This is a genomic window from Streptomyces sp. NPDC050439 (assembly GCF_040655335.1).
In the GTDB taxonomy this organism is placed as follows: Bacteria; Actinomycetota; Actinomycetes; order Streptomycetales; family Streptomycetaceae; genus Streptomyces.
In genome coordinates this window covers 98,796-122,844 of sequence record NZ_JBFAJT010000002.1, presented here as the reverse complement: position 1 = coordinate 122,844, position 24,049 = coordinate 98,796, and the positions used below count along the sequence as shown (strand labels likewise).

Annotated in this window: 24 protein-coding genes; 8 read left to right on the top strand and 16 right to left on the bottom strand. The window is 71.3% G+C overall.

Annotation, left to right across the window (positions count from 1 at the left end; all coding sequences use genetic code 11):
• Nucleotides 1-109 precede the first annotated feature (109 nt).
• From AB0I66_RS07625 to AB0I66_RS07615, 3 genes are all read right to left on the bottom strand, one after another.
• Nucleotides 110-277 (bottom strand): hypothetical protein, encoded by a 168-nt coding sequence (locus tag AB0I66_RS07625; RefSeq protein ID WP_363206838.1) that lies wholly within the window; start codon nt 275-277, stop codon nt 110-112.
• Between the two features lie 237 nt (nt 278-514).
• Nucleotides 515-2,107 (bottom strand): SulP family inorganic anion transporter, encoded by a 1,593-nt coding sequence (locus AB0I66_RS07620; RefSeq protein ID WP_363206837.1) that lies wholly within the window; start codon nt 2,105-2,107, stop codon nt 515-517.
• Between the two features lie 54 nt (nt 2,108-2,161).
• Entirely contained in the window at nt 2,162-2,812 is a 651-nt protein-coding gene (locus tag AB0I66_RS07615) for a carbonic anhydrase (RefSeq protein ID WP_363206836.1), read from the bottom strand.
• 351 nt (nt 2,813-3,163) lie between these two features.
• On the opposite strand from AB0I66_RS07615, the gene AB0I66_RS07610 reads away from it, so the two are divergent.
• Nucleotides 3,164-3,736 carry a GNAT family N-acetyltransferase gene (locus AB0I66_RS07610; protein WP_363206835.1) on the top strand — a complete coding sequence of 191 codons (573 nt, stop codon included), beginning with the start codon at nt 3,164-3,166 and terminating at the stop codon, nt 3,734-3,736.
• Between the two features lie 94 nt (nt 3,737-3,830).
• On the opposite strand, the gene AB0I66_RS07605 is transcribed toward AB0I66_RS07610, so the two are convergent.
• Together AB0I66_RS07605 and AB0I66_RS07600 are read right to left on the bottom strand one after the other, a co-directional pair.
• Nucleotides 3,831-4,322, bottom strand: coding sequence for a DUF5709 domain-containing protein (locus AB0I66_RS07605; protein ID WP_363207833.1), 492 nt, complete (start codon nt 4,320-4,322; stop codon nt 3,831-3,833).
• Nucleotides 4,323-4,449: 127 nt separating this feature from the next.
• Complete coding sequence (locus AB0I66_RS07600; protein WP_363206834.1) at nt 4,450-5,748, bottom strand: PP2C family protein-serine/threonine phosphatase; 1,299 nt, start codon at nt 5,746-5,748, stop codon at nt 4,450-4,452.
• 252 nt (nt 5,749-6,000) lie between these two features.
• Between AB0I66_RS07600 and AB0I66_RS07595 the strand changes: the two genes are divergently transcribed.
• Together AB0I66_RS07595 and AB0I66_RS07590 are read left to right on the top strand one after the other, a co-directional pair.
• Nucleotides 6,001-6,183: a hypothetical protein gene (locus AB0I66_RS07595; RefSeq protein WP_363206833.1), complete on the top strand. Its 183-nt coding sequence runs from the start codon at nt 6,001-6,003 to the stop codon at nt 6,181-6,183.
• A gap of 127 nt (nt 6,184-6,310) precedes the next feature.
• Nucleotides 6,311-7,333, top strand: a complete 1,023-nt coding sequence (locus AB0I66_RS07590) for a PHP domain-containing protein (protein ID WP_363206832.1) — start codon at nt 6,311-6,313, stop codon at nt 7,331-7,333.
• Nucleotides 7,334-7,483: 150 nt separating this feature from the next.
• On the opposite strand, the gene AB0I66_RS07585 is transcribed toward AB0I66_RS07590, so the two are convergent.
• The 5 genes from AB0I66_RS07585 to AB0I66_RS07565 all read right to left on the bottom strand — a co-directional run bounded on the left by AB0I66_RS07585 (nt 7,484) and on the right by AB0I66_RS07565 (nt 13,068).
• Complete coding sequence (locus AB0I66_RS07585; RefSeq protein ID WP_363206831.1) at nt 7,484-9,580, bottom strand: xanthine dehydrogenase family protein molybdopterin-binding subunit; 2,097 nt, start codon at nt 9,578-9,580, stop codon at nt 7,484-7,486.
• Between the two features lie 79 nt (nt 9,581-9,659).
• Nucleotides 9,660-10,655, bottom strand: a complete 996-nt coding sequence (locus tag AB0I66_RS07580) for a xanthine dehydrogenase family protein subunit M (protein WP_363206830.1) — start codon at nt 10,653-10,655, stop codon at nt 9,660-9,662.
• Complete coding sequence (locus AB0I66_RS07575) at nt 10,652-11,185, bottom strand: 2Fe-2S iron-sulfur cluster-binding protein (protein ID WP_363206829.1); 534 nt, start codon at nt 11,183-11,185, stop codon at nt 10,652-10,654. The genes AB0I66_RS07580 and AB0I66_RS07575 overlap by 4 nt, the downstream gene beginning before the upstream one ends.
• Before the next feature lie 136 nt (nt 11,186-11,321).
• The gene (locus tag AB0I66_RS07570) at nt 11,322-12,137 is read right to left on the bottom strand and encodes an SAM-dependent methyltransferase (RefSeq protein ID WP_363206828.1); all 816 of its coding nucleotides are present in this window, start codon (nt 12,135-12,137) and stop codon (nt 11,322-11,324) included.
• Nucleotides 12,138-12,498: 361 nt separating this feature from the next.
• Complete coding sequence (locus AB0I66_RS07565; protein WP_363206827.1) at nt 12,499-13,068, bottom strand: hypothetical protein; 570 nt, start codon at nt 13,066-13,068, stop codon at nt 12,499-12,501.
• Nucleotides 13,069-13,439: 371 nt separating this feature from the next.
• Between AB0I66_RS07565 and AB0I66_RS07560 the strand changes: the two genes are divergently transcribed.
• The 3 genes from AB0I66_RS07560 to AB0I66_RS07550 all read left to right on the top strand — a co-directional run bounded on the left by AB0I66_RS07560 (nt 13,440) and on the right by AB0I66_RS07550 (nt 15,950).
• Nucleotides 13,440-14,348, top strand: coding sequence for a glycoside hydrolase family 16 protein (locus AB0I66_RS07560; protein WP_363206826.1), 909 nt, complete (start codon nt 13,440-13,442; stop codon nt 14,346-14,348).
• A 102-nt stretch (nt 14,349-14,450) separates the two neighbouring features.
• Complete coding sequence (locus AB0I66_RS07555) at nt 14,451-15,416, top strand: LLM class F420-dependent oxidoreductase (protein WP_363206825.1); 966 nt, start codon at nt 14,451-14,453, stop codon at nt 15,414-15,416.
• A 111-nt stretch (nt 15,417-15,527) separates the two neighbouring features.
• A complete protein-coding gene (locus tag AB0I66_RS07550; protein WP_363206824.1) occupies nt 15,528-15,950 on the top strand; it encodes a hypothetical protein in 423 nt (140 codons plus the stop codon).
• Between the two features lie 45 nt (nt 15,951-15,995).
• Here AB0I66_RS07550 and AB0I66_RS07545 read toward each other — a convergent pair whose 3' ends face one another.
• A complete protein-coding gene (locus tag AB0I66_RS07545) occupies nt 15,996-17,150 on the bottom strand; it encodes an NAD(P)/FAD-dependent oxidoreductase (protein ID WP_363206823.1) in 1,155 nt (384 codons plus the stop codon).
• A gap of 136 nt (nt 17,151-17,286) precedes the next feature.
• Here AB0I66_RS07545 and AB0I66_RS07540 point away from each other — a divergent pair, with 136 nt between their 5' ends.
• Nucleotides 17,287-17,967 (top strand): TetR family transcriptional regulator, encoded by a 681-nt coding sequence (locus AB0I66_RS07540; RefSeq protein WP_363206822.1) that lies wholly within the window; start codon nt 17,287-17,289, stop codon nt 17,965-17,967.
• Here the strand turns inward: AB0I66_RS07540 and AB0I66_RS07535 are convergent.
• The 5 genes from AB0I66_RS07535 to AB0I66_RS07515 all read right to left on the bottom strand — a co-directional run bounded on the left by AB0I66_RS07535 (nt 17,961) and on the right by AB0I66_RS07515 (nt 23,022).
• Entirely contained in the window at nt 17,961-19,361 is a 1,401-nt protein-coding gene (locus AB0I66_RS07535; protein ID WP_363206821.1) for an NADP-dependent succinic semialdehyde dehydrogenase, read from the bottom strand. The genes AB0I66_RS07540 and AB0I66_RS07535 overlap by 7 nt on opposite strands.
• Before the next feature lie 20 nt (nt 19,362-19,381).
• Nucleotides 19,382-19,570: a DUF6479 family protein gene (locus AB0I66_RS07530; RefSeq protein WP_363206820.1), complete on the bottom strand. Its 189-nt coding sequence runs from the start codon at nt 19,568-19,570 to the stop codon at nt 19,382-19,384.
• A gap of 104 nt (nt 19,571-19,674) precedes the next feature.
• A complete protein-coding gene (locus AB0I66_RS07525) occupies nt 19,675-20,508 on the bottom strand; it encodes an aldo/keto reductase (protein ID WP_363206819.1) in 834 nt (277 codons plus the stop codon).
• A 99-nt stretch (nt 20,509-20,607) separates the two neighbouring features.
• Entirely contained in the window at nt 20,608-21,180 is a 573-nt protein-coding gene (locus tag AB0I66_RS07520; protein ID WP_363206818.1) for an HPP family protein, read from the bottom strand.
• A gap of 162 nt (nt 21,181-21,342) precedes the next feature.
• Nucleotides 21,343-23,022: an MFS transporter gene (locus tag AB0I66_RS07515; RefSeq protein ID WP_363206817.1), complete on the bottom strand. Its 1,680-nt coding sequence runs from the start codon at nt 23,020-23,022 to the stop codon at nt 21,343-21,345.
• Nucleotides 23,023-23,137: 115 nt separating this feature from the next.
• On the opposite strand from AB0I66_RS07515, the gene AB0I66_RS07510 reads away from it, so the two are divergent.
• Nucleotides 23,138-24,040, top strand: coding sequence for a GntR family transcriptional regulator (locus AB0I66_RS07510; protein WP_363206816.1), 903 nt, complete (start codon nt 23,138-23,140; stop codon nt 24,038-24,040).
• The last annotated feature ends 9 nt before the right edge of the window (nt 24,041-24,049 follow it).

The following is a 24,049-nucleotide window of genomic DNA, read 5'->3' as shown; positions in this document are numbered from 1 at the left end:
CGCCCCCGGGCCCCCGGGGGCGGGGGGGGGGGGGGGGGGGGGGGGGGGGCGGGGGGGGGGGGGCCCGCCGCCGAGAAGGGTGCGGCGGCGGCCCCGCGGCCTCAGCGGCTCAGGAGATGCAGCCGCTCTTGCCGGTGGCGCTGATGCAGCCGCTCTTGGGCGCCGAGCTGATGCAGCCGTCCTTGGAGCCCTGCCCGGAGCCTGCCTGGGCGGAGTTGGCGGCGACCCACTTCTGCCACACGGACTCCTCGGTCATGCGCTTGATGAGCTGCTCCATGGTGAAACCTCCATGCATGGTGGCTATTTGGCGATAGCTGATGAATCGATGGGTTTATGAGCTTTCGCCCCATCCCCTTGAACGTAAAGAGATGGTCAAGGGAGTGTCAATGGGGGCGGCTGGATGGCGTAACGGCACGCCGACGGGCCCACCGGCCCGCACCGTCTGCCGCCGGGGCGGGCGGCAGACGGCGTTCAGGGGTGGGCGTCCGGCGTCAGTGCCGGCGGACTCCCGTCATCAAAGGCGCGTGCCGGCCCGCGCGTCGGAGCTCTCGGCCCCGGCATCGGCCACGGCATCGGTCCCGGACGAGGCCACCGGAGAGGTCTTCATGCGGACCGCCTCCGTGCCGCTGTCGTTGTGCCGCATCGCCCAGTTCTCCAGCGTCGTGCGGCAGGCGTGGTCCAGATGCCGTACGGCCGTCAGGTCCAGCTCGATGGGCTGGTCCTTGGGCAGGGCCTCCAACGTCTCCAGGATGCGCGGCAGCCGCAGGAACGTGGCGTTGCCGGTGAGGGTGACGACCAGCCGTCCTCCGGTCAACTCCCGTACGTCCAGGTTGACATGCGAGGTGTCCCAGGCGGACTTGACCACCGCGAGCACCAGACCGAGCACCACGCCCTCGAACATGTTGGTCACCACGATGGCGATGGCCGTGGTGGCAAGGACCAGGGCTTCGCCCCGGTGGGCGCGGGCGAGCGGGACGATCTCCGTGACCGGCATCAGCTTGAAGCCCGCGTGGACCAGCACGCCGGCGAGCGCCGCCAGCGGGATGATGCCGAGCGCGGCCGGGAACAGCACGGCGAACAGCAGCAGCCACGCGCCGTGCAGGATGCGGGAGAGCGGAGTGCGCGCGCCGGCCTCGACGTTGGCGGAGCTGCGGACGATGACGGCCGTCATCGGCAGTGCGCCGAGGACGCCGCACGTCGCGTTGCCGATGCCCTGGGCGACGAGCTCCTTGTCGTACTGCGTGCGGGGCCCGTCGTGCATGCGGTCGACGGCTGCGGCGCTGAACAGCGATTCGGCCGACGCGATGAGGGTGAACGCGAGGACCGTGCCGAGGACGGCCACGCTGCCCAGGGCTGCCAGGTCACCGAGCCCCGGCGGCTGAATGGCGTCGACCAGGCCGCGCACCGTCACGTTGGTGACGTCCAGGCGCAGTCCGGCGGCCACGGCCGTGGCCAGGGCGACGGCGGCCAGCGGCGCGGGCACCACGCGTGCGGCGGCGGGCAGCTTCGGCCAGAGCATGAGCACGGCGATGGTGCCGATGCCCAGGGCCGCTGCGGTCAGTGAGGCGGTGTCGCCGAGCACGTCGACGAGCAGTCCGGGCAGCCCGGCGATCTTGTCGATCCCGGAGCGTGGCTGTTCGGCCCCGGCCATCGTGTAGAGCTGGCCGAGGATCAGCACGAGACCGATGCCCGCCAGCATGCCCTGCACGACGGACACGGAGATGGCGCGGAACCACCGGCCGCAGCGCAGCAGGCCGAGGATGATCTGCAGGGCGCCGGTGAGGAGCACGATGGCGCCGAGCATGCCGAGCCCGAACTCCTGGACCGCCTCGAAGACGAGCACGGTCAGTCCGGCGGCGGGCCCGCTCACCTGCAGGGCACTGCCCGGCAGGAAGCCGACGACCAGACCGCCGACGATGCCGGTGACCAGCCCCAGTTCGGCGGGCACTCCGGAGGCGACGGCCACGCCGACGCACAGCGGCAGGGCGACAAGGAAGACGACGAGCGAGGCGAGGAAGTCCTTGCGCCGGACGCCGGGTTCACGCAGCGGGCTGAAGGTGGAGCGGAGGGAGGAGAGGGGAGAGAGGGAGGAACGGGAAGAGGACATGAGGGTGGGGGGTCCTGTCGTGGGAGCGGGCCGGATGGTGGGGCGTGGCAGCTCTCACAACGGACCGAAGGCCGGCCGGTCGTCGAACGACTGGCCGTGCGCGGTGACGGCGCCGGTGTGTACCTCGTAGTACCAGGCGTGCAGGTTCAGTGAGCCGTCGGCGAGGCGCTCACTCACGCAGGGGTAGGCGCGCAGCCTCTGCACCTGGGCGAGCACGTGGGTCTGCACGGCTTCAGCCACGTCGGCGGCGGCCTGGGAGGCCTCGTCGAGGGAGCGCAGGGCGGCGTCGGGGGCGACGGAGTGGTTCAGCCAGTCGCGTACCGCCGGGACGGCCGACAGGTCCTCGCCCCGCACCAGGGCGCCTACCGCGCCGCAGTGCGAGTGTCCGCAGACGACGATGTCGCGGACTCCGAGCACGCAGACCGCGTACTCGATGGTGGCCGCCTCGCTCATGGGGTGGTTGTCCCGGTCGGCGTCGTTGCCGCAGGGATAGATCGGTACGACGTTGCCCGCCGTACGGAGTTCGAAGAGTTCGCCGGGGCGTGCGCCGGTGATCAGGGACGGTACGACGCGTGAGTCGGAGCACGTGACGAACAGGACTTCGGGCGACTGCCCGGCGCCGAGGGCCTCGAAGGCCGCGGCGTTCTGAGGGGCCGCGACGTGTGTCGCGGCGAAGGAACGGGCGTTGTCGATCAGGGACTTCATGCTGGCCTGCCTCCTGCGTCGCTGCGGCGGAGCCGGGACGCGGTGTGGTCGGGTCGATGGTGACAGTGAGGCGGCGCGGACCGCTGAAGGACAGCGGGCACCGCGTCGCCCCGGTAACAGCCTGTACGGCAGCTGTGTCTCTCACTTTGCCATCGCATTAACCTCGGATGACAGAGCAAAATTCTGCCAAAGATTGAGTAATAAGCGCCCCTGAGCTGCGACTTAGTCGAAACCTCAACCGTTGGTCAAGGGTTCACGTGGAGATCATGTGGAGCACAAGAGGCGGTTCCGTTCATGTTCCGTTGCAGGCGCTATGAGCGGGAACCCCGGCACGCGTGACACTCTGCTGTCATGGTCGTTCAAGTGCGCCCCGCCTCGGTCTTCGAGGACGTTCGTGCCGTGCTGGGGCCCAAGTCGCCCGGCGCCAATGTGTGCTGGTGTCTGAGCTATCGCGTTCCGTCCAAGCTCAACAACGCGTTGCGCGGGCCGGAGCGGGGGGAGTACGTCGCGGGGTTGTGCCGGGCGGAGCCCGCGCCGGGAGTGCTCGCGTACGACGGGGACGAACCCGTGGGCTGGGCTGCCGTGGCGCCGCGTTCCGAGACGTCCTTCGCGCGCAATCGCAAGATCCCCCACGTCGACGATCTGCCCGTCTGGTCCCTGTGGTGCATTCGGGTGCGTCCGGGCCATCGCAAGCAGGGGATCTCACATGCCCTCATCGCCGGCGCGGTCGACTTCGCCCGTTCCCACGGCGCACCGGCAATCGAGGCGTACCCACTCGACAACGGTGACGCCAAGGTCGACCTGACGATGGCGTACGCGGGGATCCGCAAGAACTTCGAGCGTGCCGGGTTCACCCACGCCGCCGACACCACCTCCGTGCTGGCCGGTCACCCCCGCGTACTGATGCGACTCGACCTGCGCTGACCGCTGACGGAACGTCACCGGCAAACATCACCGGCTGCGGCGGGGAGGGGCGGAGAGCCCGGACCGCCCCGCCGGTCAGCCGTGCGTGACGTGGTCACCTCGCCGTGTCGGCGTCCTCGTCGATGACGTGCACCGCGGCCTCCTCGGCGGATGCCGCCCCGCCGTCGATGCCCATGTCCTCGCCGATCATGTCCTGCTCGGCGTCGTCCTCCGCGTCCACGCTCGCCCCGTCGTCGGGGGCGAACAGGCGTCCGGCGCGGGCGTCTCCCACCTCCGCGTCCTCGATCGGCTCGCCGTCGGTGTCGGTCGTGTCACCGATGCCGTCGTCGTCCTCGGCGGGGTCGGGAACCTCGAGCGCGGGGTCGGGCCGCTCCTCGGAGAGGCGCTCGTCCAGGCTCTCGCCCTCCTGCTGCTCCTGAGCGGTGGTACCCGTGTGGCCCACTCCAAGAGGCCGTTCGGGAGGCGACCAGCCCTCGTCGTACGGGTCCGCCGCGCGGTCGCTGAGCGTGTCCTCCGCGTCGAGGATGCCCTCGTCCTCGCGGACCTCGGCCTCGTCCGTGTCGGGCTGGTAGACCTCGTCGCCCATGACCTCGTCGTTTCCCACGGTGCTCGTCCTCCTTCATGCGCGACTGTCGCTGGTGTCCTGCCGTGTATCCACCCTGATCCAGAACACACGTTCCGGCACGCGGGAGAGCGGCGGGGAGAGCGGCAAGTCAGCGCGTGTCCGGTGGGCGCCACTCGAGGAGCAGCAGCGTCGCGTCGTCGCGCAACTGGTTGTCCTGCCGGTCGAGGATGGAGTGGATGAGCTGACGCAGGGCCTCGGGCGCAGGTTCACCCGCCGCGGTCGCGCGGATGATGCTGTCGGTGAACCGTTCGAGGCCGAACTGGGACCCGCCACCGACACGCAGTTCGGTGACGCCGTCGGTGTACATCAGCACCCGGTCACCCGGTTCGAGCGCCTGCTCGTGGACCTCCCACGTCACACCTGCCAGCTGAGCGGGCGTCCCCATGGGCGGCTGCGACGGCCGCTCGAGGGCCCGGTCGAGCACACGGTGATCCCGGATCAGCAGGGGCGGCGGATGGCCGCAGTTGCACCAGCGCAGCACGCCACGGGCCAGGTCGACCTGGGCGAGGATGCCGGTGCAGAACTGCTCGGGCAGCCACTCGGCCAGCGCGTGCTGGACGGTGTCGACGAGCTCGGGCAGTTCGACGCCCGCGCGCCGGGCGTTGCGGCAGCCGGCCATGGCCACGGCGGTCGTCAGACCCGACGCGAGGTTGTGGCCCATGGCGTCCAGGATCGCCACGTGCAGGGTCGACGGGGTCAGCGAGTGATCGAAGGCATCGCCGCCGATCTCGTACGCCGGTTCGAGGACGGCAGTCGAGATCACATGGGAGTTGCCGATCGTCCTGGGCGGCAGGAAGGCCCGGAGCATCTCGGCGGGAAGCTGCATGGGCTCGGACCGGGTCCGACGCGCGAAACTGTCGCTCGACGCCCGCTTCGAGGTGATCGTCATGGCCAGGACGGACGCCAGCATGCGGCAGCGGCGCAGCAGCGCGACATCGAGGACCGCGGCCGTGGCGCCGATCACGCCGAGGCGTTCGGCGCCGTCGATCAGCGGCAGCCAGGCGACGATCCTGCCGTGCGCGAGTTCCTCGACGCGCAGCGCGTGCGCCCGGTAGGCCGAACCGGCGACCGAGGTGTCCACACCGAGCGTGGGCGGCCCGTCGGCCAGCGGCACCAGGTCCCGCTGCTGGATGTCCACGAGGTAGATGTCGATCCGGTCGAGCCCGACGGCATCGGCGAAGCGCCGCGCCAGGGCGGGCAGCTCCATCGGCGCCGCCGCGTGCGCCGAGGAGAGCAACTGCTCGAACAGCTGCTCCCCGGGGCCGGGCTGCCGAGGGCCTGACTTCCCCGAGCCGGGCGCTCCGGGACCGAGGCTTCCCGCACCCCGGTCCCCGGGACTTCCCGCACCCGGGTCCCCGGGTCCGGGCTCCCTGGAATGGCTCGCCATGTGTGATCACCGCCTCACCAGCAGTCTCACATCGGCCCGCTGATCCCGCCCGGCCTCGGGCGTGCGGGGCGCCCATCTCGCCTACACCGGCCGGATTCCAGGCCTTCCCGGGCTTTCCCGGGCGCCCCGGGGAGGCCGTCTCAGCGGTCGACCCCGGTCCGCGGAGGCCCGCAGGCGCAGCGTAAGGTCGCGGACCGGCCGCATGCGGCCGATCTGAACCATTACCGCCACCCGAACAAGGAGCCGCTGGTCATGCCAGCCCATGACGCCGCTGAGGCGCCGATCTACGAAACCCTCGTCCAGGAGCACGGCGACGTCCTCGCGACAGCCCGCAAGGCCGCCGAGGAGACCCAGCAGAGAGCCGAGGCCGTGCTCGACTTCAGGGGGCCGATCACGGTCGTACCCGACGAGCAGTCCGCCGAGCCTGCGGCGTAGACGTCGTTCCGGGGCGGACAGGGCCCCGGCTTTCACAAGCCCCGGCCTTCACATGCCCCGCCGCCCTTTGTGGGCGACGCTGGAAGCACACGTATGCCGTCGTGATCCCTGACGGCCGGAGGTGCTGATGGATCCCGTCGAGGCGCTGGAACGGATCGCCTTCCTGCTGGAGCGCGGCCGTGCCCCGACCTACCGGGTGCGGGCCTTTCGCACCGCGGCCGCCGTGGTGGGCGGTCTTGCCGACGGCGAGGCGGCGCGGCGTGTCGCCGACGGGTCCCTGGAGTCGCTCAAGGGGATCGGCCCCAAGACCGCCGGTGTGATCGGCGAGGCGCTGGGCGGCGACGTGCCGGGATATCTGGAGCGGCTCGAAGGTGAGGCGGACGCCCCGCTCGCCGGGGGCGGCGCCGAACTGCGGGCGCTCCTGCGCGGTGACTGTCACCTGCACTCCGACTGGTCCGACGGCGGCAGCCCGATCGAGGAGATGGGCCGTGCGGCCCAGGCGATCGGCCACGAGTGGGCCGTGCTCACCGACCACTCGCCTCGGCTGACCATCGCGCGCGGCCTCTCGCCGGAGCGGCTGCGCGAGCAGTTGGCGGTGGTGGCGGACCTGAACGAGCGCTGGGCCCCCTTCCGGCTGCTCACGGGCATCGAGTGCGACATCTTGGACGACGGTTCGCTCGACCAGGAGCCGGAGCTGCTCGACCGGCTTGATGTGGTGGTCGTCTCCGTGCACTCCAAGCTGCGGATGGACGCCGCCGCGATGACGCGGCGCATGGTCGCCGCCGTCAGCAACCCACGGGCCGACGTGCTCGGACACTGCACCGGCCGCCTCGTCACCGGGCGCGGCCGACCGGAGTCGCAGTTCGACGCGGACGAGGTGTTCGCCGCGTGCGCGGCCGCGGGCACGGCGGTGGAGATCAACAGCCGCCCCGAACGGCTCGACCCGCCGCGCAGGCTGCTGCGCCGGGCCGTGGACGCCGGAGTGCTGTTCTCGGTGGACACCGACGCGCACGCGCCCGGCCAGCTGGACTGGCAGGTGATCGGGTGCGAGCGGGCCGAGGAGTGCGGGGTGCCCGCCGACCGCGTGGTGACGACCTGGACGGCGGAGAAACTGCTGGACTGGACGAGGGAGAAGCGGTCGGCTGCCTGAGCGGGGCGCGACGGCTCCGGTGTCTTGGGGATCTACCCGGGAGCGGCGGCCCTGGTGTCTTGGGTACCGATGTCTTGGGAACCGAGTCCGGCGCGAAGACCCCGGTGTCCTGGAGACCGAGCCAGGCGCGACGGCCCCGGCGCCTTCGGTTTACAGACCGCCCGCCAGCAGCCGGTCCGGGGTGAGGGGCAGTTCCCGCAGTCGCAGACCTGTCGCGTGGTGCACCGCGTTGCCGATGGCGGCGGCCGTCCCGACGATGCCGATCTCCCCGATCCCCTTGCTGCCCATGGGGTTGAGGTGGGGGTCGTCCTCGTCGATCCAGTGCGCCTCGATGGCGGGCACGTCCGCGTGGGCCGGTACGTGGTAGGCGGCGAGGTCGGCCTCCGTGAAGTCGCCGAAGGCCGCGTCCATGGTGCTGCCCTCGGTCAGCGCCATGCCGAGGCCCATCGTCATCGCCCCGATGAACTGCGAGCGCGCGGTACGGGAGTTGAGGATGTGCCCGGCCGCGTAGACCCCGAGGAGGCGGCGCACCCTGACCTCCCCGGACACCGTGTCGACGCCGACCTCGGCGAAGTGGGCGCCGAAGGCGTGCCGGGCGTAGTCGCTGTCCGCGTCGGCTTCGCCCTTGGTGTCGGCGGTGGCACCGACGCCCTCCGGGGGCAGCTGCTGGTCCCGCTGTCCGGCCAGGCGTGCGGCCAGTCGCGTACAGGCCTCGTGGACGGCCCAGCCCCAGGAGGCCGTGCCGGAGGAGCCGCCCGCCAGCGGCGCGTTGGGAAGGTCACTGTTGCCGATGTCGGTGCGTACGGAGTCCAGCGGGACGCCGAGCACGTCGGCGGCGACCTGGGCGAGCACGGTGCGGGCGCCCGTACCGATGTCGGTCGCGTTGACGCGGATCACGAAGCTGCCGTCGGGGTAGGCGTGTGCGCTCGCCCGGCTCGGTGCCACGACCACCGGGTAGGTGGCCGCGGCGACCCCACTGCCGATCAGGACGGGGCCCTCCGTGCGCGAGCGGGGGCGCGGGGCGCGGTCGGACCAGCCGAAGCGGCGGGCGCCCTCGCGCAGGCACTCGGCGAGGTGGCGGCTGCTGAAGGGCTTGGCGGAGTCGGGCTCGGTGTCGGTGTCGTTGCGCAGGCGCAGTTCGACGGGGTCCATGCCGAGGGTCGTCGCGAGCTCGTCCATCGCCGACTCCAGGGCGTACATGCCGGGCGCCTCGCCGGGGGCGCGCATCCAGGAGGGGCTCGGCACGTCGAGGGGCACCACACGGTGGGTGGTGCGGGCGTGTGGCGAGGGGTACATGACACGCGTGGCGGCGGCGGCCGTCTCCATGAACTCCTTGATGCGGGAGGTGTGCGCGGTCACCTCGTGGATCACGGACGTCAGCCTGCCGTCCCGCTCCGCGCCAAGGCGCAGCCGGTGCAGGGTCGGCGAGCGGTGGCCCACCACGGCCGCCAACTGGCGGCGCGGCAGGACAAGTTTGACGGGCCGTCCGGTCGCGCGGGCGGCCATGGAGGCAAGGACCACGTGCGGGCGGGGCGTGCCCTTGGAGCCGAAGCCGCCGCCGACGTGTTCGGAGATGACGGTGATCTGTTCCTTGGGCAGCGCGAACAGGGACGCGAGGACATCGCGGACGGTGGTGGCGCCCTGGCTGCTGTCGTGCACCGTCAACCGCCCGTCCCGCCACTGCGCGGTCGCCGCGTGCGGCTCCATGGGGTGGTTGTGCAGCGGCGGCACCCGGTAGGTGACGTCGACGCGGGAGGGCGCGGAGTCGAAGGCGCCCTCCGCGTCGCCGCGGACGTGCTCTCCCGACGTGCCGTCCTCGTCCTCGGGCACGAAGGCCTCGGGGTGGTCGGCCTTGAGGGTGACGTCGTGCGGTTCCTCGGTGTAGGTGACGCGGACGGCCGCTGCGCCTTCGCGCGCCGCTTCCAGGCTGTCGGCGACGACCAGCGCGACGTACCAGCCCCGGTGGGGCACGCGCGCGTCCTGCAGCACGCCGAGCGTCGCGTCGTCCGGCTTCTCCAGGCGAGGCGCGTTCAGGTGGGTGAGGACCTCGACTACGCCGGGCACCTCCCGGGCCGCCGCGTCGTCGACGGCGCTGACCGAGCCGCGCGCCACCGTGGCCGGCACCGGCCAGGCGTAGGCGCACCCGTCGGGGGTGTGCTCGGCGGCGTAGAGGGCGGCCCCGGTCACCTTCTGGGGCCCCTCCCTGCGCTCGGCGGGCGCTCCGAGGGCGCTGACGGTGTCCGGCATGGGAATCTCCCTGGAAGCGGAGGGCAGTAGTCGGGGCTGGGTTCAGGCGACGGGGGCGAGTCCGCGGGTGAGGCTGGGTTCACGCGGCGGGGGGCGAGTCCGCCAGGTGCCGCAGGACGTCACACGCGAGGTCGCGGGCCAGCCGCACCTTGAACGCGTTGTCGTGCAGCGGCTCGGCCGCGGCGAGCTCGGCGTCCATGGCCGCCCCGAACGCCTGGTCGCTCGGTGCGCCGCCGCGCAGTTCCTCCTCGGCACGCCGGGCGCGCCAGGGCCGGTGGGCCACGCCGCCGAACGCGATGCGGGCCTCGCGTACGACGGAGTCCTCTACGTCCAGGACCACGGCCACCGAGGCGAGCGCGAAGGCGTACGAGGCGCGGTCGCGGGCCTTGCGGTAGGCCGAGGGCAGTCCCGCCGTCGTGGGCGGGAGCAGCACTCCGGTGATCAGCTCGCCGGGCGCGATCTCGGTGTCCTGCTCCGGACGGCCGCCGGGCAGACGGTGGAACTCGGCGACGGGCAGGGTGCGTCGGCCCCGTACGCCGTGCAGCTCCACCTGCGCGTCGAGCGCGGCGAGTGCGACGGCCATGTCGGAGGGGTGCGTGGCGATGCACTGCGGCGAGTGGCCGAGGATCGCGTGGTCGCGGTGGACGCCGTCGCGTGCGCCGCAGCCGGTGCCGGGCTCGCGCTTGTTGCACGGCTTTCCCAGGTCCTGGAAGTAGGGGCAGCGGGTGCGTTGGAGAAGGTTGCCGCCGGTCGTGGCGACGTTGCGCAGTTGGCCCGAGGCTCCCGCGAGCAGGGCCTGGGCGAGCACCGGGTAGCGCTCGCGTACCAGCGGGTGGGCGGCGAGGTCGCTGTTGCGGACCGTCCCGCCGGCCCGGACGGACCCGTCGGGCAGCTCCTCCACCGCGTCCAGCGGCAGCCTGCTGACGTCGATCAGCGTTCCGGGGCGTTCGACGCCCAGCTTCATCAGGTCGACGAGGTTGGTGCCGCCGCCCAGATAGCAGGAGCCGGGGCGGCCCGCGTGGGCGGCGGTCGCCTCTTCGACGCTGTAGGCGCGCACGTACCGGAAGGGCTTCACCGGGTCACGTCCTCGACGGCCTCGACAATGTGCGGATAGGCGCCGCAGCGGCACAGGTTCCCGCTCAGCCGCTCACGAATCTCGTCCCGGGTCAGCTCCACCGGGACGCCGGTGTCCGCGCCCGGATCGGTCACGTGCGAGGCGTGGCCGGCGGCGGCCTCCGCCAGGGCGCCGACGGTCGAACAGATCTGACCTGGTGTGCAGTAGCCGCACTGGAAGGCGTCGCGCTCCAGGAAGGCACGCTGTACGGGGTGCAGGCCCTGGCCGTCTCCGTCGCGCAGTCCTTCGACGGTGGTGATCTCGCACCCCTCGTGGGCGACGGCAAGCAGCAGACAGCTGTTGGCGCGCCGCCCGTCGACGAGGACGGTGCAGGCACCGCACTGGCCGTGGTCGCAGCCCTTCTTGGTGCCGGTGAGACCCATCTGTTCGCGCAGGACGTCGAGCAGCGTCGAACGGTGGTCGACGGTGGGACGGCAGGGCGTGCCGTTCACCGTCAGGGGCACTTCCGACCGGTAGACATCGGTCCCCATGGCGCTCTGCTCCCTCGTCGAAGCGGGATCTGCGGTTGACCGCGTAACCAGCCTGAGTCAGGAGACACGTTCCGGCATGTCGTGCGCGTCCGCGGGCCGCCGCTCGCGGCCCGCAGATGCGACACGACACGTCACGTCACGGTTTGCGGGCGAGGCCGCCGTGCTCACCGATGGGCTCCGGGGTGGGGGAGTCGGGGGCGGGGCGCCAGAAGGGGACCGAGACCACACCGGGGTCAAGGAGTTCCAGGCCGTCGAAGAACGCCGTGATCTGGTCGACGGGGCGCAGGAAGTAGGGGACGGCGCCGGTCTTGTTGTAGGCGTCCTGGGCCTGTTCGTAGGTGGCGTCGGTGCCTCGGGAGCCGTCGTTGATGGAGAGGTAGCTGCCGGAGGGCAGGCCGTCCACCAGGCGGGTGACGATGGCACGCGCCTGGTCGTAGTCGGCGACGTGGCCCAGGATGTTGCTGAGGATCAGCGCGGTGGGGCGGGAGAGGTCGAGCGTCTCGGCCGCGGCCGCCAGGATGCGGTCGGGGTCGGAGAGATCGGCGTCCACGTACGCGGTCGCGCCCTCGGGCGTGGACGTCAGCAGGGCGCGGGCGTGCGCGAGGACCATCGGGTCGTGGTCGACGTACACGATCCTGGTGCTGGGATCGAGCCGCTGGGCCACCTCGTGGGTGTTGTCCACGGTCGGCAGCCCGGTCCCGATGTCCAGGAACTGCCCGATGCCGGCCTCCGACACCAGATACGTGATGTTGCGGCGCAGGAACGCGCGGCTGCTGCGGGCAACGGTGACGATGCCGGGAAAGACGGCGCTGTAGGCGTCGCCCGCCTCCTCGTCGACGGGGTAGTTGTCCTTCCCGCCAAGCCAGTAGTTCCAGATCCGGGCCGAGTGCGGCACCGATGAGTCGATCTTCTGATGCGCCGCAGGTCCGGGCGTCGTGGCATGGTCGGTCATGGGTAGCGTCCGTCTTTCCACCGAGGCGAGAACTGTTCAACACACAACCTACGTCCCAACGGTGCGGACGCGTACACCAGTTCATGCGCTCGGCGCGTTCTCCATCTGTTCTATCTGTTCCGATTCTGCCGCCAGGCCAGCACGATCCCGAGTGCGACGAGCAGAAGAACCGGGATCATCAGCCAGGTCGGCATGCGGTGACCTTTCTTGGGCGTACTACGAGGGGTACGGCTGGCACAGCAAGGCGGAGCACGTCGATTTCGTCCGCCGGTACGGCTTCGCCCTCATGAACTGGTCGGCATACGGGCATCTGGCTCGTCCGTCAGACCGCCACTCTGCGGATAGCTCAAGCATCGGTATCTCAACCCAGCGGCATGTGGCGGAGCCACCGGGCCGACGCCTTTCTGATCCGCCGCGTCATCCACCAGTCGCCGAATTCCGAGCCCCATCCGTGTGTCTTCAGGACCAGGACGTTCTCCGGATCGCCGGGGCGTCGGCCCAGGGTGTCCAGTGCGCCTACGTGGAGAACACGCTCGTGGTCCCAGTTCGCTCCGATGAATACCCAGAAAACGGGATAGCGGGCAGCTCTCTTCAGCGTGGCGATGATGGCGGCGCCGTCATCCGGCGATGAGGTCAGCACGATGACAGCGAGCGTGGGACCGGTCAGCTCACCCGTCGCCTGGATGATCGCTTCCAGCGTCGAGGCGAGCGTGAAACCCACCGGCCCGAAGGCCTTGTTCTTCTTCACCAGGCGCTCGGCCGCGTTGCGCTTCCGCTCACCCCGCAGGGCGTCGACCGGGTCGCCCTTGGCGAACCACTCCTCGACCCAGCTCCCCACGTCTTCTGCGGGCACCGGCACGCGGATCGGCTTCCGCTGAAACACCCAGAAACCGGTCGGCGGTTCACCGAAATTCCTGTGCGCCATCTCCACGCAGAACCGTGCACCGTCAAGGGCCAGAGAGTCTAAATTCCCCTTGGGCGCCCCCATGGCTATCGCGATATTCAATGTGCCCCCCTGTGCGGCGTTGGTCGGGATCTTGTCACCTAAACGGCCGGAGTGTCATCGCCTTGCGCCCTTGCCGAGCAGGGCATCCCGCCCGGCGTCGCCCCAGGCAGAGCCGAGCAGACGCGGCTCTTGGCGTCCGGTGGCCTTGCGGGCCGAAGAGCGGTGGAAGTCATTGCGCTCCGCAGGACCTCGTGTCGGCCCTCTGGTCGGACCCCGCCCCCTCCGCGAGGATGACCCCTTCGCGCGGGCGCCCCCGGGCTCCGTGGGGCTGGGTGCCCGGTAGGGAGGGCATCGCCATGGGAGTACATGCGGCGGGCGGGCGGCGGCGTAGGCCGGTCATCGTTGTGGCGCTCGGTGCGGCGCTGCTCGCTGCCCTCTTGTCCATTCCGAGCGCTGGGGGAGCGCCGCGTTCCGTCGATGCCTGTGGCAGCGTCGGGGTCGAGCTGCCGCGTGGCGACTGCGGGCCGTTCTGGCAGGTCGTGGCCGAGGACTTCAATGGTGACCGGGTGCCGCTCGGCGCATTCAGCGACTGTGACCATCATGCCGATACCTCCGCCGCGTACTGCGACGGGCTCGACGGCGCCTATCGCGACAACTGGTGGGCCTACCCGACCGGTTGGCGTGACACCTCGAACGACCGCGGCCGTGACGTCGTCGGTGTCTACCACCCGGAGGACACCGTGAGCGTGGGCCCTGCGGAGAACGGCGACGGCCGTATGCGCATCCGGATGTGGCGGCCCGCCGACGGAGGCCCGGTGCACGCCGCCGCTGTCGTACCGCGCGCCGTCATGCAGATGAAGTACGGCAAGTACAGCGCCCGCATCAAGGTGACCAAGCCGGCCCCCGGTTACAAGTCGGCCTGGCTGCACTACGGCGGAGGCTGCGAGATGGACCACCCCGAAGGCAACTGGTCCGGATCCCTCACCGCCTTCCATCATCCGTGCGGCGGCGGCGAACAGGGTTACTTCCGCGGCGCCGACACGTGGACCGAATGGCACACGGTGTCGACCGAATGGACCCCGGGGCATGTGCGCTTCTTCGTGGACGGACGGGAGACCGGACACGACACCCGGGGCGTTCCCGACCGGCCGCTGTCCTGGATCCTGCAGAACGAGAGCGCGCTGGAGGGCCCGGGCGCGGCGCCCGGCAGCAGCGCGCAGCTGGAGATCACCTGGGTCGCCGCCTACGCGTACGACTGGAAGTAGACCAGGAGGGCACCCGAGTACTGCCGTGCGGCGTGGGTGACGGCCTCGCGCGCCCGCGAGCGGTGAGGTTTCAGCGGGAGCAGTTCGGCAAAGCGTACAAATATGGTGCAAATCGGCTACACGATGATGACCGAGCAAGCGGGCCCCCGTGCGCTCGTCGACGACCTCGTCGCGGCGGAGCAGGCCGGGTTCGACTTCTCCGTCACCTCGGACCACTACTTCCCCTGGCTCGACTCGCAGGGGCACGCGCCCTACGCGTGGAGCGTGCTCGGCGCGGCGGCGCAGGCGACCTCGCGGATCCCGCTCATGACGTACGTGACCTGCCCGACGGTGCGTTATCACCCCGCCGTGGTGGCGCAGAAGGCCGCGACGATGCAGCTGCTCTCCGAGGGCCGCTTCCGGCTGGGCCTCGGCTCGGGCGAGAACCTCAACGAGCACGTCGTCGGCGCGGGCTGGCCGTCGCCGCAGGTTCGCCTGGAGATGCTGGAGGAGGCGGTGGACATCATCCGGGCGCTGTTCACCGGCGACAACGTCAATCACCAGGGCACCCACTTCGACGTGTCGAACGCCCGTCTGTGGGATGTCCCCGACAAGCTGCCGCCCATTGGAGTGGCCGTTTCCGGCGGACGGTCCTGCGCGCTGGCCGGGCGCAAGGCCGACCTGGTCATCGCCACCGAGCCCAAGGGGGACCTGGTCGAATCCTTCGACCGGCACGGCGGCAGCGGCAAGCCCCGCGTCGGCCAGCTGCCCGTCTGCTACGACACCGACAAGGACGCGGCCATCGCCCGCGCGCACGACCAGTTCCGCTGGTCGGTCGGCGGCTGGCCCGTCAACTCCGAACTTCCCGGTCCTTCCGGCTTCGCGGGCGCCACCCAGTTCGTCACCCGCGAGGACATGGCGAAGCAGGTCCCGTGCGGCGACGACGTCGACACCTTCGTGGACGCCGTACGCCCCTTCGTCGATGCGGGCTTCACCGAGGTCGCCCTCGTCCAGGTGGGCGGCGACCAGCAACGCCCCTTCATCGACTGGGCGGAGAAGAAACTGCTGCCCGCCCTGCGCGACCTCTGAGCTGACGCAGCGACCTCTGAGCAGTTCGGGTACCGCCACCGCCAGATACCTGCCCGCACATCGGGTACCCGTGATCACACAGCAAGCCCCGCGATCCCACTGGAGCACAGCGTGAACGACACACCCGACCCGGCAACCCCCACCGCACAGTCCGACTCCCCGGACCTGGTGCAGGTGGTACTCGGCGAGTGCTCCGCGGCCGACGCGGACGCCGTCTTCGGGGTGCTGCGCACCCACTTCCCCTCCGACCGCGGCGAGGACGCGCCCCACCGCACGGAACAGCCCCGCCCCGCCGTCTGGACCGGCGGGTTCCTCGCCGCCGACAGTCCGGGGCCCGTCCGCGGTGTGCTGCTCGCGGGGCCCGTCACCGCCGACCTCCAGGGCAGCCCGGTGGCGGTGGACCGGCTGCGCTCCACGCTCGAATCGGCCTTCGTCGTCTCGCCGCGGGGCAACGTGTCGGGCGACCAGGAGGTGCAGGTCCAACTGCGCCTGACGGGCGCCGAAGAGGGCGAGCCGCCGCTGCCGGGCCACTGAGAAAAGAGCGGCAGCGCGGACGGGCGGCGCAGACGTCCGCCGGGGCTACTCGCCTCCCTCGAACATGCCGACCAGGCCGCGCGGCGCGTCGTCGCCGAAGAGCAGCTCGTGGAGCTCGGCGCCGTCGGTGGCGGCGGCTGCGCTGCGGGGGAACATCGCCTGCTCGTACGAGGCGAGGGCGGCCTCTATGCCATCCGGGTGCGTGGCGATGGCCTTGCCGAGTTCGGCAGCGTCGTACATGGCCAGGTTGGCGCCCTCTCCGTTCGGCGCCGCGAGGTGGGCGGCGTCACCGAGCAGGGTCACGCCCGGCACGCGCTCCCACCGGTGTGCGGCGGGCAGGGCGTTGAGCGTGCGCAGGACCGGGGCGGTCTCACCGTCGGTGATCAGCGCGGTGAGCTCGGGCGCCCAGCCGTCGAATTCCCGCGCGATCCGTGCCGCGGCCGATGCGCCATCGGTGAAGTCGATGGCGGCGAACCACTCCTTCGGCTCGGTCAGCGCCACATACGTGTGCAGCGTCCCGCCGCTTTCCCGGTGTGCCTGGATGCCCTTGCCCGGCGCGAGCGCGAACAGCGACCCGCCGCCCACCGCTTTCGCGGCGGCCGGGTGCCGGGCGTCGGCGTCGAACAGATAAGTCTCGACGAACGATCGGCCGATGTACTCGGGCGTGGCGTCGGAGAGCAGCGGCCGCACCCGCGACCAGGCGCCGTCCGCCCCGATCAGCAGACCCGTGACGGTGGTGCCGCCGTCGGCGAAGGTCACCTCGTGGCGGCTGTCGCCGAGCGCGCGGACGCCGCTGACCTTGTGCCCCCACCGGACGGTGCCGGCCGGGAGGGAGTCGAGCAGCATCTGGCGCAGCGCCCCGCGCTGCACCTCGGGGCGTCCGCGTGCGCTGTCGTCGTCGTACAGGACGGTGCCGTCCGTGGCCAGCACGCGTGTTGCCTCGCGGCCCTCCAGGATGAGGTCCTGGAACTCCTCCATGAGGCCTGCGGCTTGGAGGGCCGACTGTCCTGTGTCGGCGTGTATGTCGAGCATCCCGCCCTGTGACCGGGCCGTGGGTGAGGCCTCCGCCTCGTAGACCGTGGCCGTGATGCCGTGGACGTGCAGGACGCGGGCGAGGGTCAGTCCGCCCAGGCCTGCGCCGATGATCGCGATGTCGGTGGTGTGCGTGTTCGTGGTGTGTGTGTTGGTGGTGGCTTTCATGGTGGCTCCTCTGGTCATGCGCCTCCCGGGTGGGCCCGACGGGCACCTCTGGAATGACGTTCCATGAACACACTGGAACCTCGTTCCAGAGATGTCAAGCTGGAACGAGGTTCCAGAGCTGTGCCAGGATGTGTGCATGGCAACGAGGACGCGTCGTGCGGAGCGACGAGAGGAACCGCTCTCCCGGGAGCGCATCGTCGAGGCGTCGATCGCCCTGCTCGACTCGGCGGGCGAGGGCGGGCTCACCTTCCGCGTGCTGGCCGAGCGCCTCGCCACGGGACCCGGCGCGATCTACTGGCACATCGCGGGCAAGGAAGAACTGCTCAACGCCGCCACCGACGCCGTCATCGCCCGGACCGTGGCCGCCGGCACCACCGAGGCGACGCCGCGGGAGGCGATCCGCGCGCTCGCGCTCGGTGTGTTCGACGCGATCGAGGCGCATCCGTGGGTCGGCACACAGCTCTCCCGCGCCCCGGGGCAGTCGCCCATGCTGCGGGTCTTCGAACACATCGGACGCCAGGTCCAGGCGCTCGGCGTACCCCGGCAGGCCCAGTTCACGGCCGCGTCCGCGTTCCTGAACTACATCCTCGGAGTGGGCGGCCAGAACGCGGCCGACGCCCGCGCCCACCAGGCACGCCGGCCCGACACGAGCCGCAGCGACTTCCTCGACGCCGCCGCGGCCGCGTGGTCCGACCTCGACCCCGAGGAGTTCGCGTTCCTGCGCAGCGTCGCGGACCAGCTACGCGTGCACGACGACCGCACGGAGTTCCTCGCCGGGATCGACCTCATCCTGACCGGCATCACCGCCGGTCACTGATCGGTCGGGCCGTACCAGACCGTCGTGGCGTTGCAGAACTCGCGGATGCCGTGGCCCGCCAGTTCACGTCCGTAGCCCGAGCGCTTGATGCCGCCGAAGGGCAGGCCGGGGTGGGAGGCGGTCATGCCGTTGAAGAAGACGCCGCCCGCCTGGAGGTCTCGTACGCAGCGTTCGATGTCCGCGTCGTCGCGCGTCCACACATTCGAGCTGAGCCCGAACGGTGAGTCGTTGGCCAGGGTCACGGCCTCGTCCAGGTCCGCCACGCGGTAGAGCGTGGCCACCGGGCCGAACGCCTCCTCGCGGTGGATGCGCATGTGCTCGGTCACGTCGGCCAGGACGGTGGGGGAGTAGTACCAGCCCCGCTCCTGCTCCTTGGGGCGCTGCCCGCCGCACAGGGCGGTGGCGCCATGGGAGAGCGCGTCGTCGACGAGCTCCTCCAGATCGGCGCGGCCCTGTTCGGTGGAGAGCGGACCGACGTCCGTGTCCTCGCTCGCCGGGTCGCCGACGGTCAACTCCCGCATGCCCGCGACGAAACGGTCCCGGAAGGCGTCATATACGTCGGTGTGCACGATGAAGCGCTTGGCGGCGATGCAGGACTGTCCGTTGTTCTGCACCCGCGCGGTCACCGCGGTCGCGGCGGCACGCTCGACGTCGGCGCTCGGCAGCACGAGATAGGGGTCGCTGCCGCCCAGTTCGAGGACGGTCTTCTTGATCTCGTCGCCCGCGGTGGAGGCCACCGAGCGTCCCGCCGGTTCGCTGCCGGTGAGGGTCGCGGCGACCACCCGCTCGTCGCGCAGGATGCCCTCGACGGCGCCCGAGCCGACCAGCAGCGTCTGGAAGCAGCCCTCGGGGAACCCGGCGCGGCGGAAGAGGTTTTCGAGGTACAGGGCGGTCTGCGGCACATTCGACGCGTGCTTGAGCAGACCGACGTTGCCCGCCATGAGGGCGGGAGCGGCGAACCGTACGACCTGCCACAGCGGGAAGTTCCACGGCATCACCGCGAGCACGACGCCGAGCGGGCGGTAGCGGACGATGGCCCGGCTCGCCCCGGAGTCCTCGACGTCGGCCTGCGCGGGGTGCTCGTCCGCCAGCAGGCCCTCGGCGCGCTCGGCGTACCAGCGCATGGCCTTCACGCACTTGGCCGCTTCGGCTCTGGCCGCCTTGATGGGCTTGCCCATCTCGGTGGTCATGGTGCGCGCGATGGACGCGTTGTCCTCTTCAAGCAGGTCCGCGGCCCGGTTCATGAGCCGGGCCCGCTCGGAGAAGGTGCTGGTGCGGTACCGGCCGAACGCGGCGTGGGCCGCCGCCACCCGGCGCTCGACCTCCGCGTCCTGCAGCGGCTCGAAGGTCTCGAGCGTCTCGCCGGTGGCGGGATTGACCGTGGCGATGGGCATGCCGTTCCTCCTCGGGACGCCTAACGCGACTGCGAGGGGCCCTGGTGGGGCTCCTCCCACGAATTCGCGCGCGGCTGGGGCTCCTGCGGTGGGTTGGGGCGCCGGGTGACCTGCCGCCGTCCGAACCAGAAGAGGGCGAGCAGCACAAGGACGATCACCACGCCGATGATCAGCAGCAGTGACGAGGATCCGCTTGCGGCGAGGGTCATGTACGGCCTCCGAATTCACCCTAGAGCGACCTGCGCGGGGAAGCATGCGCAGGACTTGCGGGTGCCCTGACATGCGGAGCGCACACTTCCCCCGCCCGGGATGATCAGAGAATCTCCAGTGGCTCCTTGCGCACCGGGGCCGGGAACGCGGCGTCCAGTGCCTTGAGGTCCGCCTCGGTGAGGCTGACGTCGAGGGCGCCGTGGTTCTCCTCCACGTGCGCCGGGGTGGAAGCCTTCGGGATGGCGATGACGTCGTCGTGCCGCAGCACCCAGGCGAGCGCCACCTGCATCGGGGTGCAGCCGTGCTCCGATGCCACGGACTCCAGGGCACGCTGACCGAGCAGGCGTCCCTGCTCCAGCGGCGAGTACGCCATCAGAGGCACCGCACGCTCACGGCACCAGGGGAAGAGGTCGTACTCGGGGCCGCGGCGGGTGAGGTTGTAGAGCACCTGGTTTGTCTGCGGGAGAGCGCCCCGGGGGAGTTCGGAGAGGTCGTCGACATCGAGGTTGCTCACGCCCCAGGCGCCGATGCTGCCGCTGCTCACCAGGCCTTCGAGGGCCTCGACGGTCTCGGCGAGAGGCACCCCGCCCCGCCAGTGCAGCAGGTACAGGTCGATCCGGTCGGTGCCCAGGCGGCGCAGGCTGGCCCGGCAGGCGTCGACGGTGCCGCGGGCGTCGGCGTTCGACGGCAGCACCTTGCTCACCAGGAACACCTCGTCGCGCCGCCCGCGGATCGCCTCGCCGACCAGCTCCTCCGAGGCGCCGCTGCCGTACATCTCGGCGGTGTCGATCAGCGTCATGCCCAGGTCCAGGCCTCTGCGGAGGGAGGCGAGCTCCTCGGCGCGGCGGGCGGGATCGTCGCCCATGCGCCAGGTGCCCTGGCCCAGGGCGGGCACGCTCACACCGGAGGGGAACGTCACCGTCTTGGCCGCTGTCATCGCATGTCCCTTCTCGTGTCTCAGCGTGTACGTCCGCGGGTGCGGGCCACGGACGTCACGCAGAGAACTTCACACTGCTTCGCGCCGACGCACAAGCGATCACCACCAGTACGCGGGGTAGCGCTGCGCGCCGGGCCGGGCGCGGGAGGCCGCCCACCCCGCGAGGACGACCACGACGACCGCCCCGGCGAGCAGCGGCACGAACGTCGCCGGCCGGGGGTGGTGCAGGACGATGACGACCGCGGTGGCGCAGGCCGGCGAGTGCGGGGTGCGTGCCGCGGTCATCACGGCGAGGCTGATGCCCGCGGCCAGCGCAGCGGCCCAGGGGGCGCTGCCGAGCGCCGCCAGAACCGCGTAGCCGACGCCGGCGCACAGCAGGTGGCCCGCGATCACACTGCGCGGCTGGGCCAGTGCCAGCCCGGGGGCGCTGTGCACGATGGCAGCGGATGCCGCCAGCGGGGGGATGAGCACCGGCTCGTGGACGACGGAACCGACCGCCACCAGGGCCAGCAGCACCGCGGTGACAGCGCTGATGTTGTGCAGGGTGTGGCTCGTCGGCGGCGGGGCGGGGGCGCGGCCCGCGAGGCGGGGCAGGATGCGGGGGCGGACAGCGGGAGTGGGGTGCGGCGGGGCAGGCGCGGGCGGCGCCTCGGTTATTTCGTCGGTGCTCAAGTAAGGACGTTCCGGACTTCAGCCGGCGGGAAACCCGGACGGCGGGATGACAAAGGGCAGGAGTCGCCACGGCCGCCCCTGCGGTCGGCAGGGAGCGCGGGCAGTGTCGGCGGCCCTGGGTCGGGGCGTCCGCGTACTCACCCAAGATCCTACGAAGTCCGGTCACGGGACCTGCGGCCAGGTCCCGCGAGCACCGTTCTGACCAGGCGTGACACGGGATCGGTGGGGTGCCGTCCCGGCCGGTTCCGCGGCTTCGGGCGCACGGTGCGGCTCGCCGGGAGCTCCGGCACCAGCCTCGGCATCAGCTCCGGCATCAGCTCCGGCACCAGCTCCGGTGCTGCCCGCGCCCCGCAGCCGTGCGAAGGAGAAGAAGGCCGCGGCCGCCATGACGCAGGCCGCCCCGATCGCGGCGTAGCCCATCCCGTGGGTGAAGGCGTCGCGCGCGGCCGACAGCACGCTCTGCGCCGTCTCGGCCGGGAGGTGCGAGGCCACGGTCGTCGCCCCGCCCAGGGTTTCGCGCACCGCGTCGGCCTGCGGGACGCCGGCCGGCAGGGCGTCGGCCATGTCGCGGCTGTAGACCGCCGCGCCGATGGAGCCGAGGATCGCCATGCCCAGGGCCCCGCCCAGCTCCTGGCCCGACTCCAGGACGGCCGCTGCCGAGCCCGCACGCTCCGGTGGGGCGGCTCCCAGGGCGAGCTCGTTGGCGAGCGTCATGGCGGCGACCAGGCCGCCCGCATAGACCGAGGCCGCGGCCAAAGTGACCCAGAGAGCCGTGTCGGTGTGCACCTGGGTCAGCCAGAGGAAGCCGCAGGCGGAGACGAGGAAGCCGCCGCCCATGACATACGCGCGATCGACACGTTGCGCGAACACCGCCGCGGTGGGAGCCATCACGGCCATACCCGCGGCCGGTACCATGCTCCACAAGGCGGCCTCGAAGGGGCTCATGCCGCGGACGGACTGCAGATACTGCGTGAGGAAGACGGCCATGCCCACCGTGGCGAACATGGCGAGGAGATTGGCGACCATCGGCCCGCCGAAGGCACGGCGGCCAAGGAGCCCGAGGTCGATCATCGGGTGCGCCATACGCTGCTGGCGGCGCACGAAGACGTAGCCGAGCACCAGACCCGAGGTGACGCCGAGGGCGGGCAGGGGCTCGTATCCGTGCTGGGCCATCTCCTTGATGCCGTAGATGACCGGGAGCAGGGCGGCGAGCGAGAGCGCCGCGCTCAAGAGGTCGAAGCGGCCCTGTTGGGGCGACTTGAACTCCGGCACCAGGAACGGCACCAGGGCGAGCAGCAGCACCATCGCGGGCAGATTGATCAGGAAGACCGAGCCCCACCAGAAGTGTTCCAGGAGCAGACCGCTGACCACCGGGCCCAGGGAGATGCCGGTGGTCATGACGGCCGTCCACACGGTCACCGCCTTGCGGCGCTGCTTCTCGTCCCAGAAGAGGTTGCGGATCAGGGCGAGCGTCGAGGGCATCAGGGCGGCGCCCCCGAGCCCGAGCAACGCCCTTGTGGCGATCAGCAGTTCCGCCGAGTGCGCGTACGCGGCGGCGACCGAGGCGGCGCCGAAGACGGCGGCGCCCGTGAGCACCAGCGTGCGCCGGCCGATCCGGTCGCCGAGGGCGCCCATGGTGATGAGCAGCCCGGCGAGGACGAAGCCGTACATGTCCAGGATCCACAACTGCTGTGTGGCGCTGGGCTCCAGGTCCTGACTGATGTACGGAATCGCGAAGTAGAGGACCGAGACGTCCATCGAGACCAGCAGCAGCGGCAGCATCAGGACGCCGAGGGCGGACCATTCCTTGCGGCCCGCGAGGGGGCCGGGTGTGTTCTCCATGACCGACACGGAATCGGGTCGACGTGTACGCCGCAAACAATGGCCTAGTGCACCTCCGCCGGGGGCCCTGCTGAACCGGGGGAGTGGTGAGGAAGTGCACTAGTACAGTTCTGTCATGACCGCCGACCCGCCCTATCTCCGTATCGCGCGCGACATCCGCCGACGGATCGACTCCGGCGCTCTCGCCCCGGGTGACCGTGTCCCCTCCACCCGGCACATCACCCAGGAATGGGGGGTCGCCATGGCGACCGCCACGAAGGCGCTCGCCGCGCTGAAGCAGGAGGGTCTGGTGCGCGCCGTGCCCGGTGTCGGCACGGTCGTGGCGGAGCCCGTGCGCGAACGCCGCGCCGCGTCGGGGCAGGGGCTGACGCGCGAGCGCGTCATCCGCTCCGCGATCGCCTTCGCCGACGCGGAGGGTCTGGCGGCGCTGTCCATGCGGCGCGTCGCGGCCGAGTTCGGGGTCTCCACCATGGCCCTGTACCGGCATGTCCCGAGCAAGGGTGAGCTCGTGCGGCTGATGTCGGAGACGGTGTTCAGCGAGGAACCGTCGGGTCCGCGGCCCCACGGCTGGCGTGCCCGACTGGCGCAGGAGGCGCGGTGGTTGTGGGAACGCTATGAGCGTCACCCCTGGCTGGGGCGGGCCATGGCCGGGCTGACCCGGCCGATGGCCTCACCTCATGCGATGCGGTACACGGAGCGGGTCCTGGGCGCCCTGAGCGGGCTCGGGCTCTCGCCGTACCAGATGATCCATGTCCATCTCACGCTGCTGGGGTACGCCCAGGGCGTCACGCTGGCCATGGAGCTGGAGTCCCAGGCTCGGCAGGACACCGGCATGACCCCCGAGGAGTGGATGGCGTCGAACGAGCCCCGGATGGACGCGATCCAGTCCAGCGGCGCTTATCCGGTGCTCGTCGACCTCTTCGGCGACGACGACTTCGATCTCGAACTGGGCACGCTCTTCGAGTTCGGGCTCCAGCGTTTCCTGGACGGGGTCGAGGCACTCATCGCCGAGCAGTGAGCGGAGCTG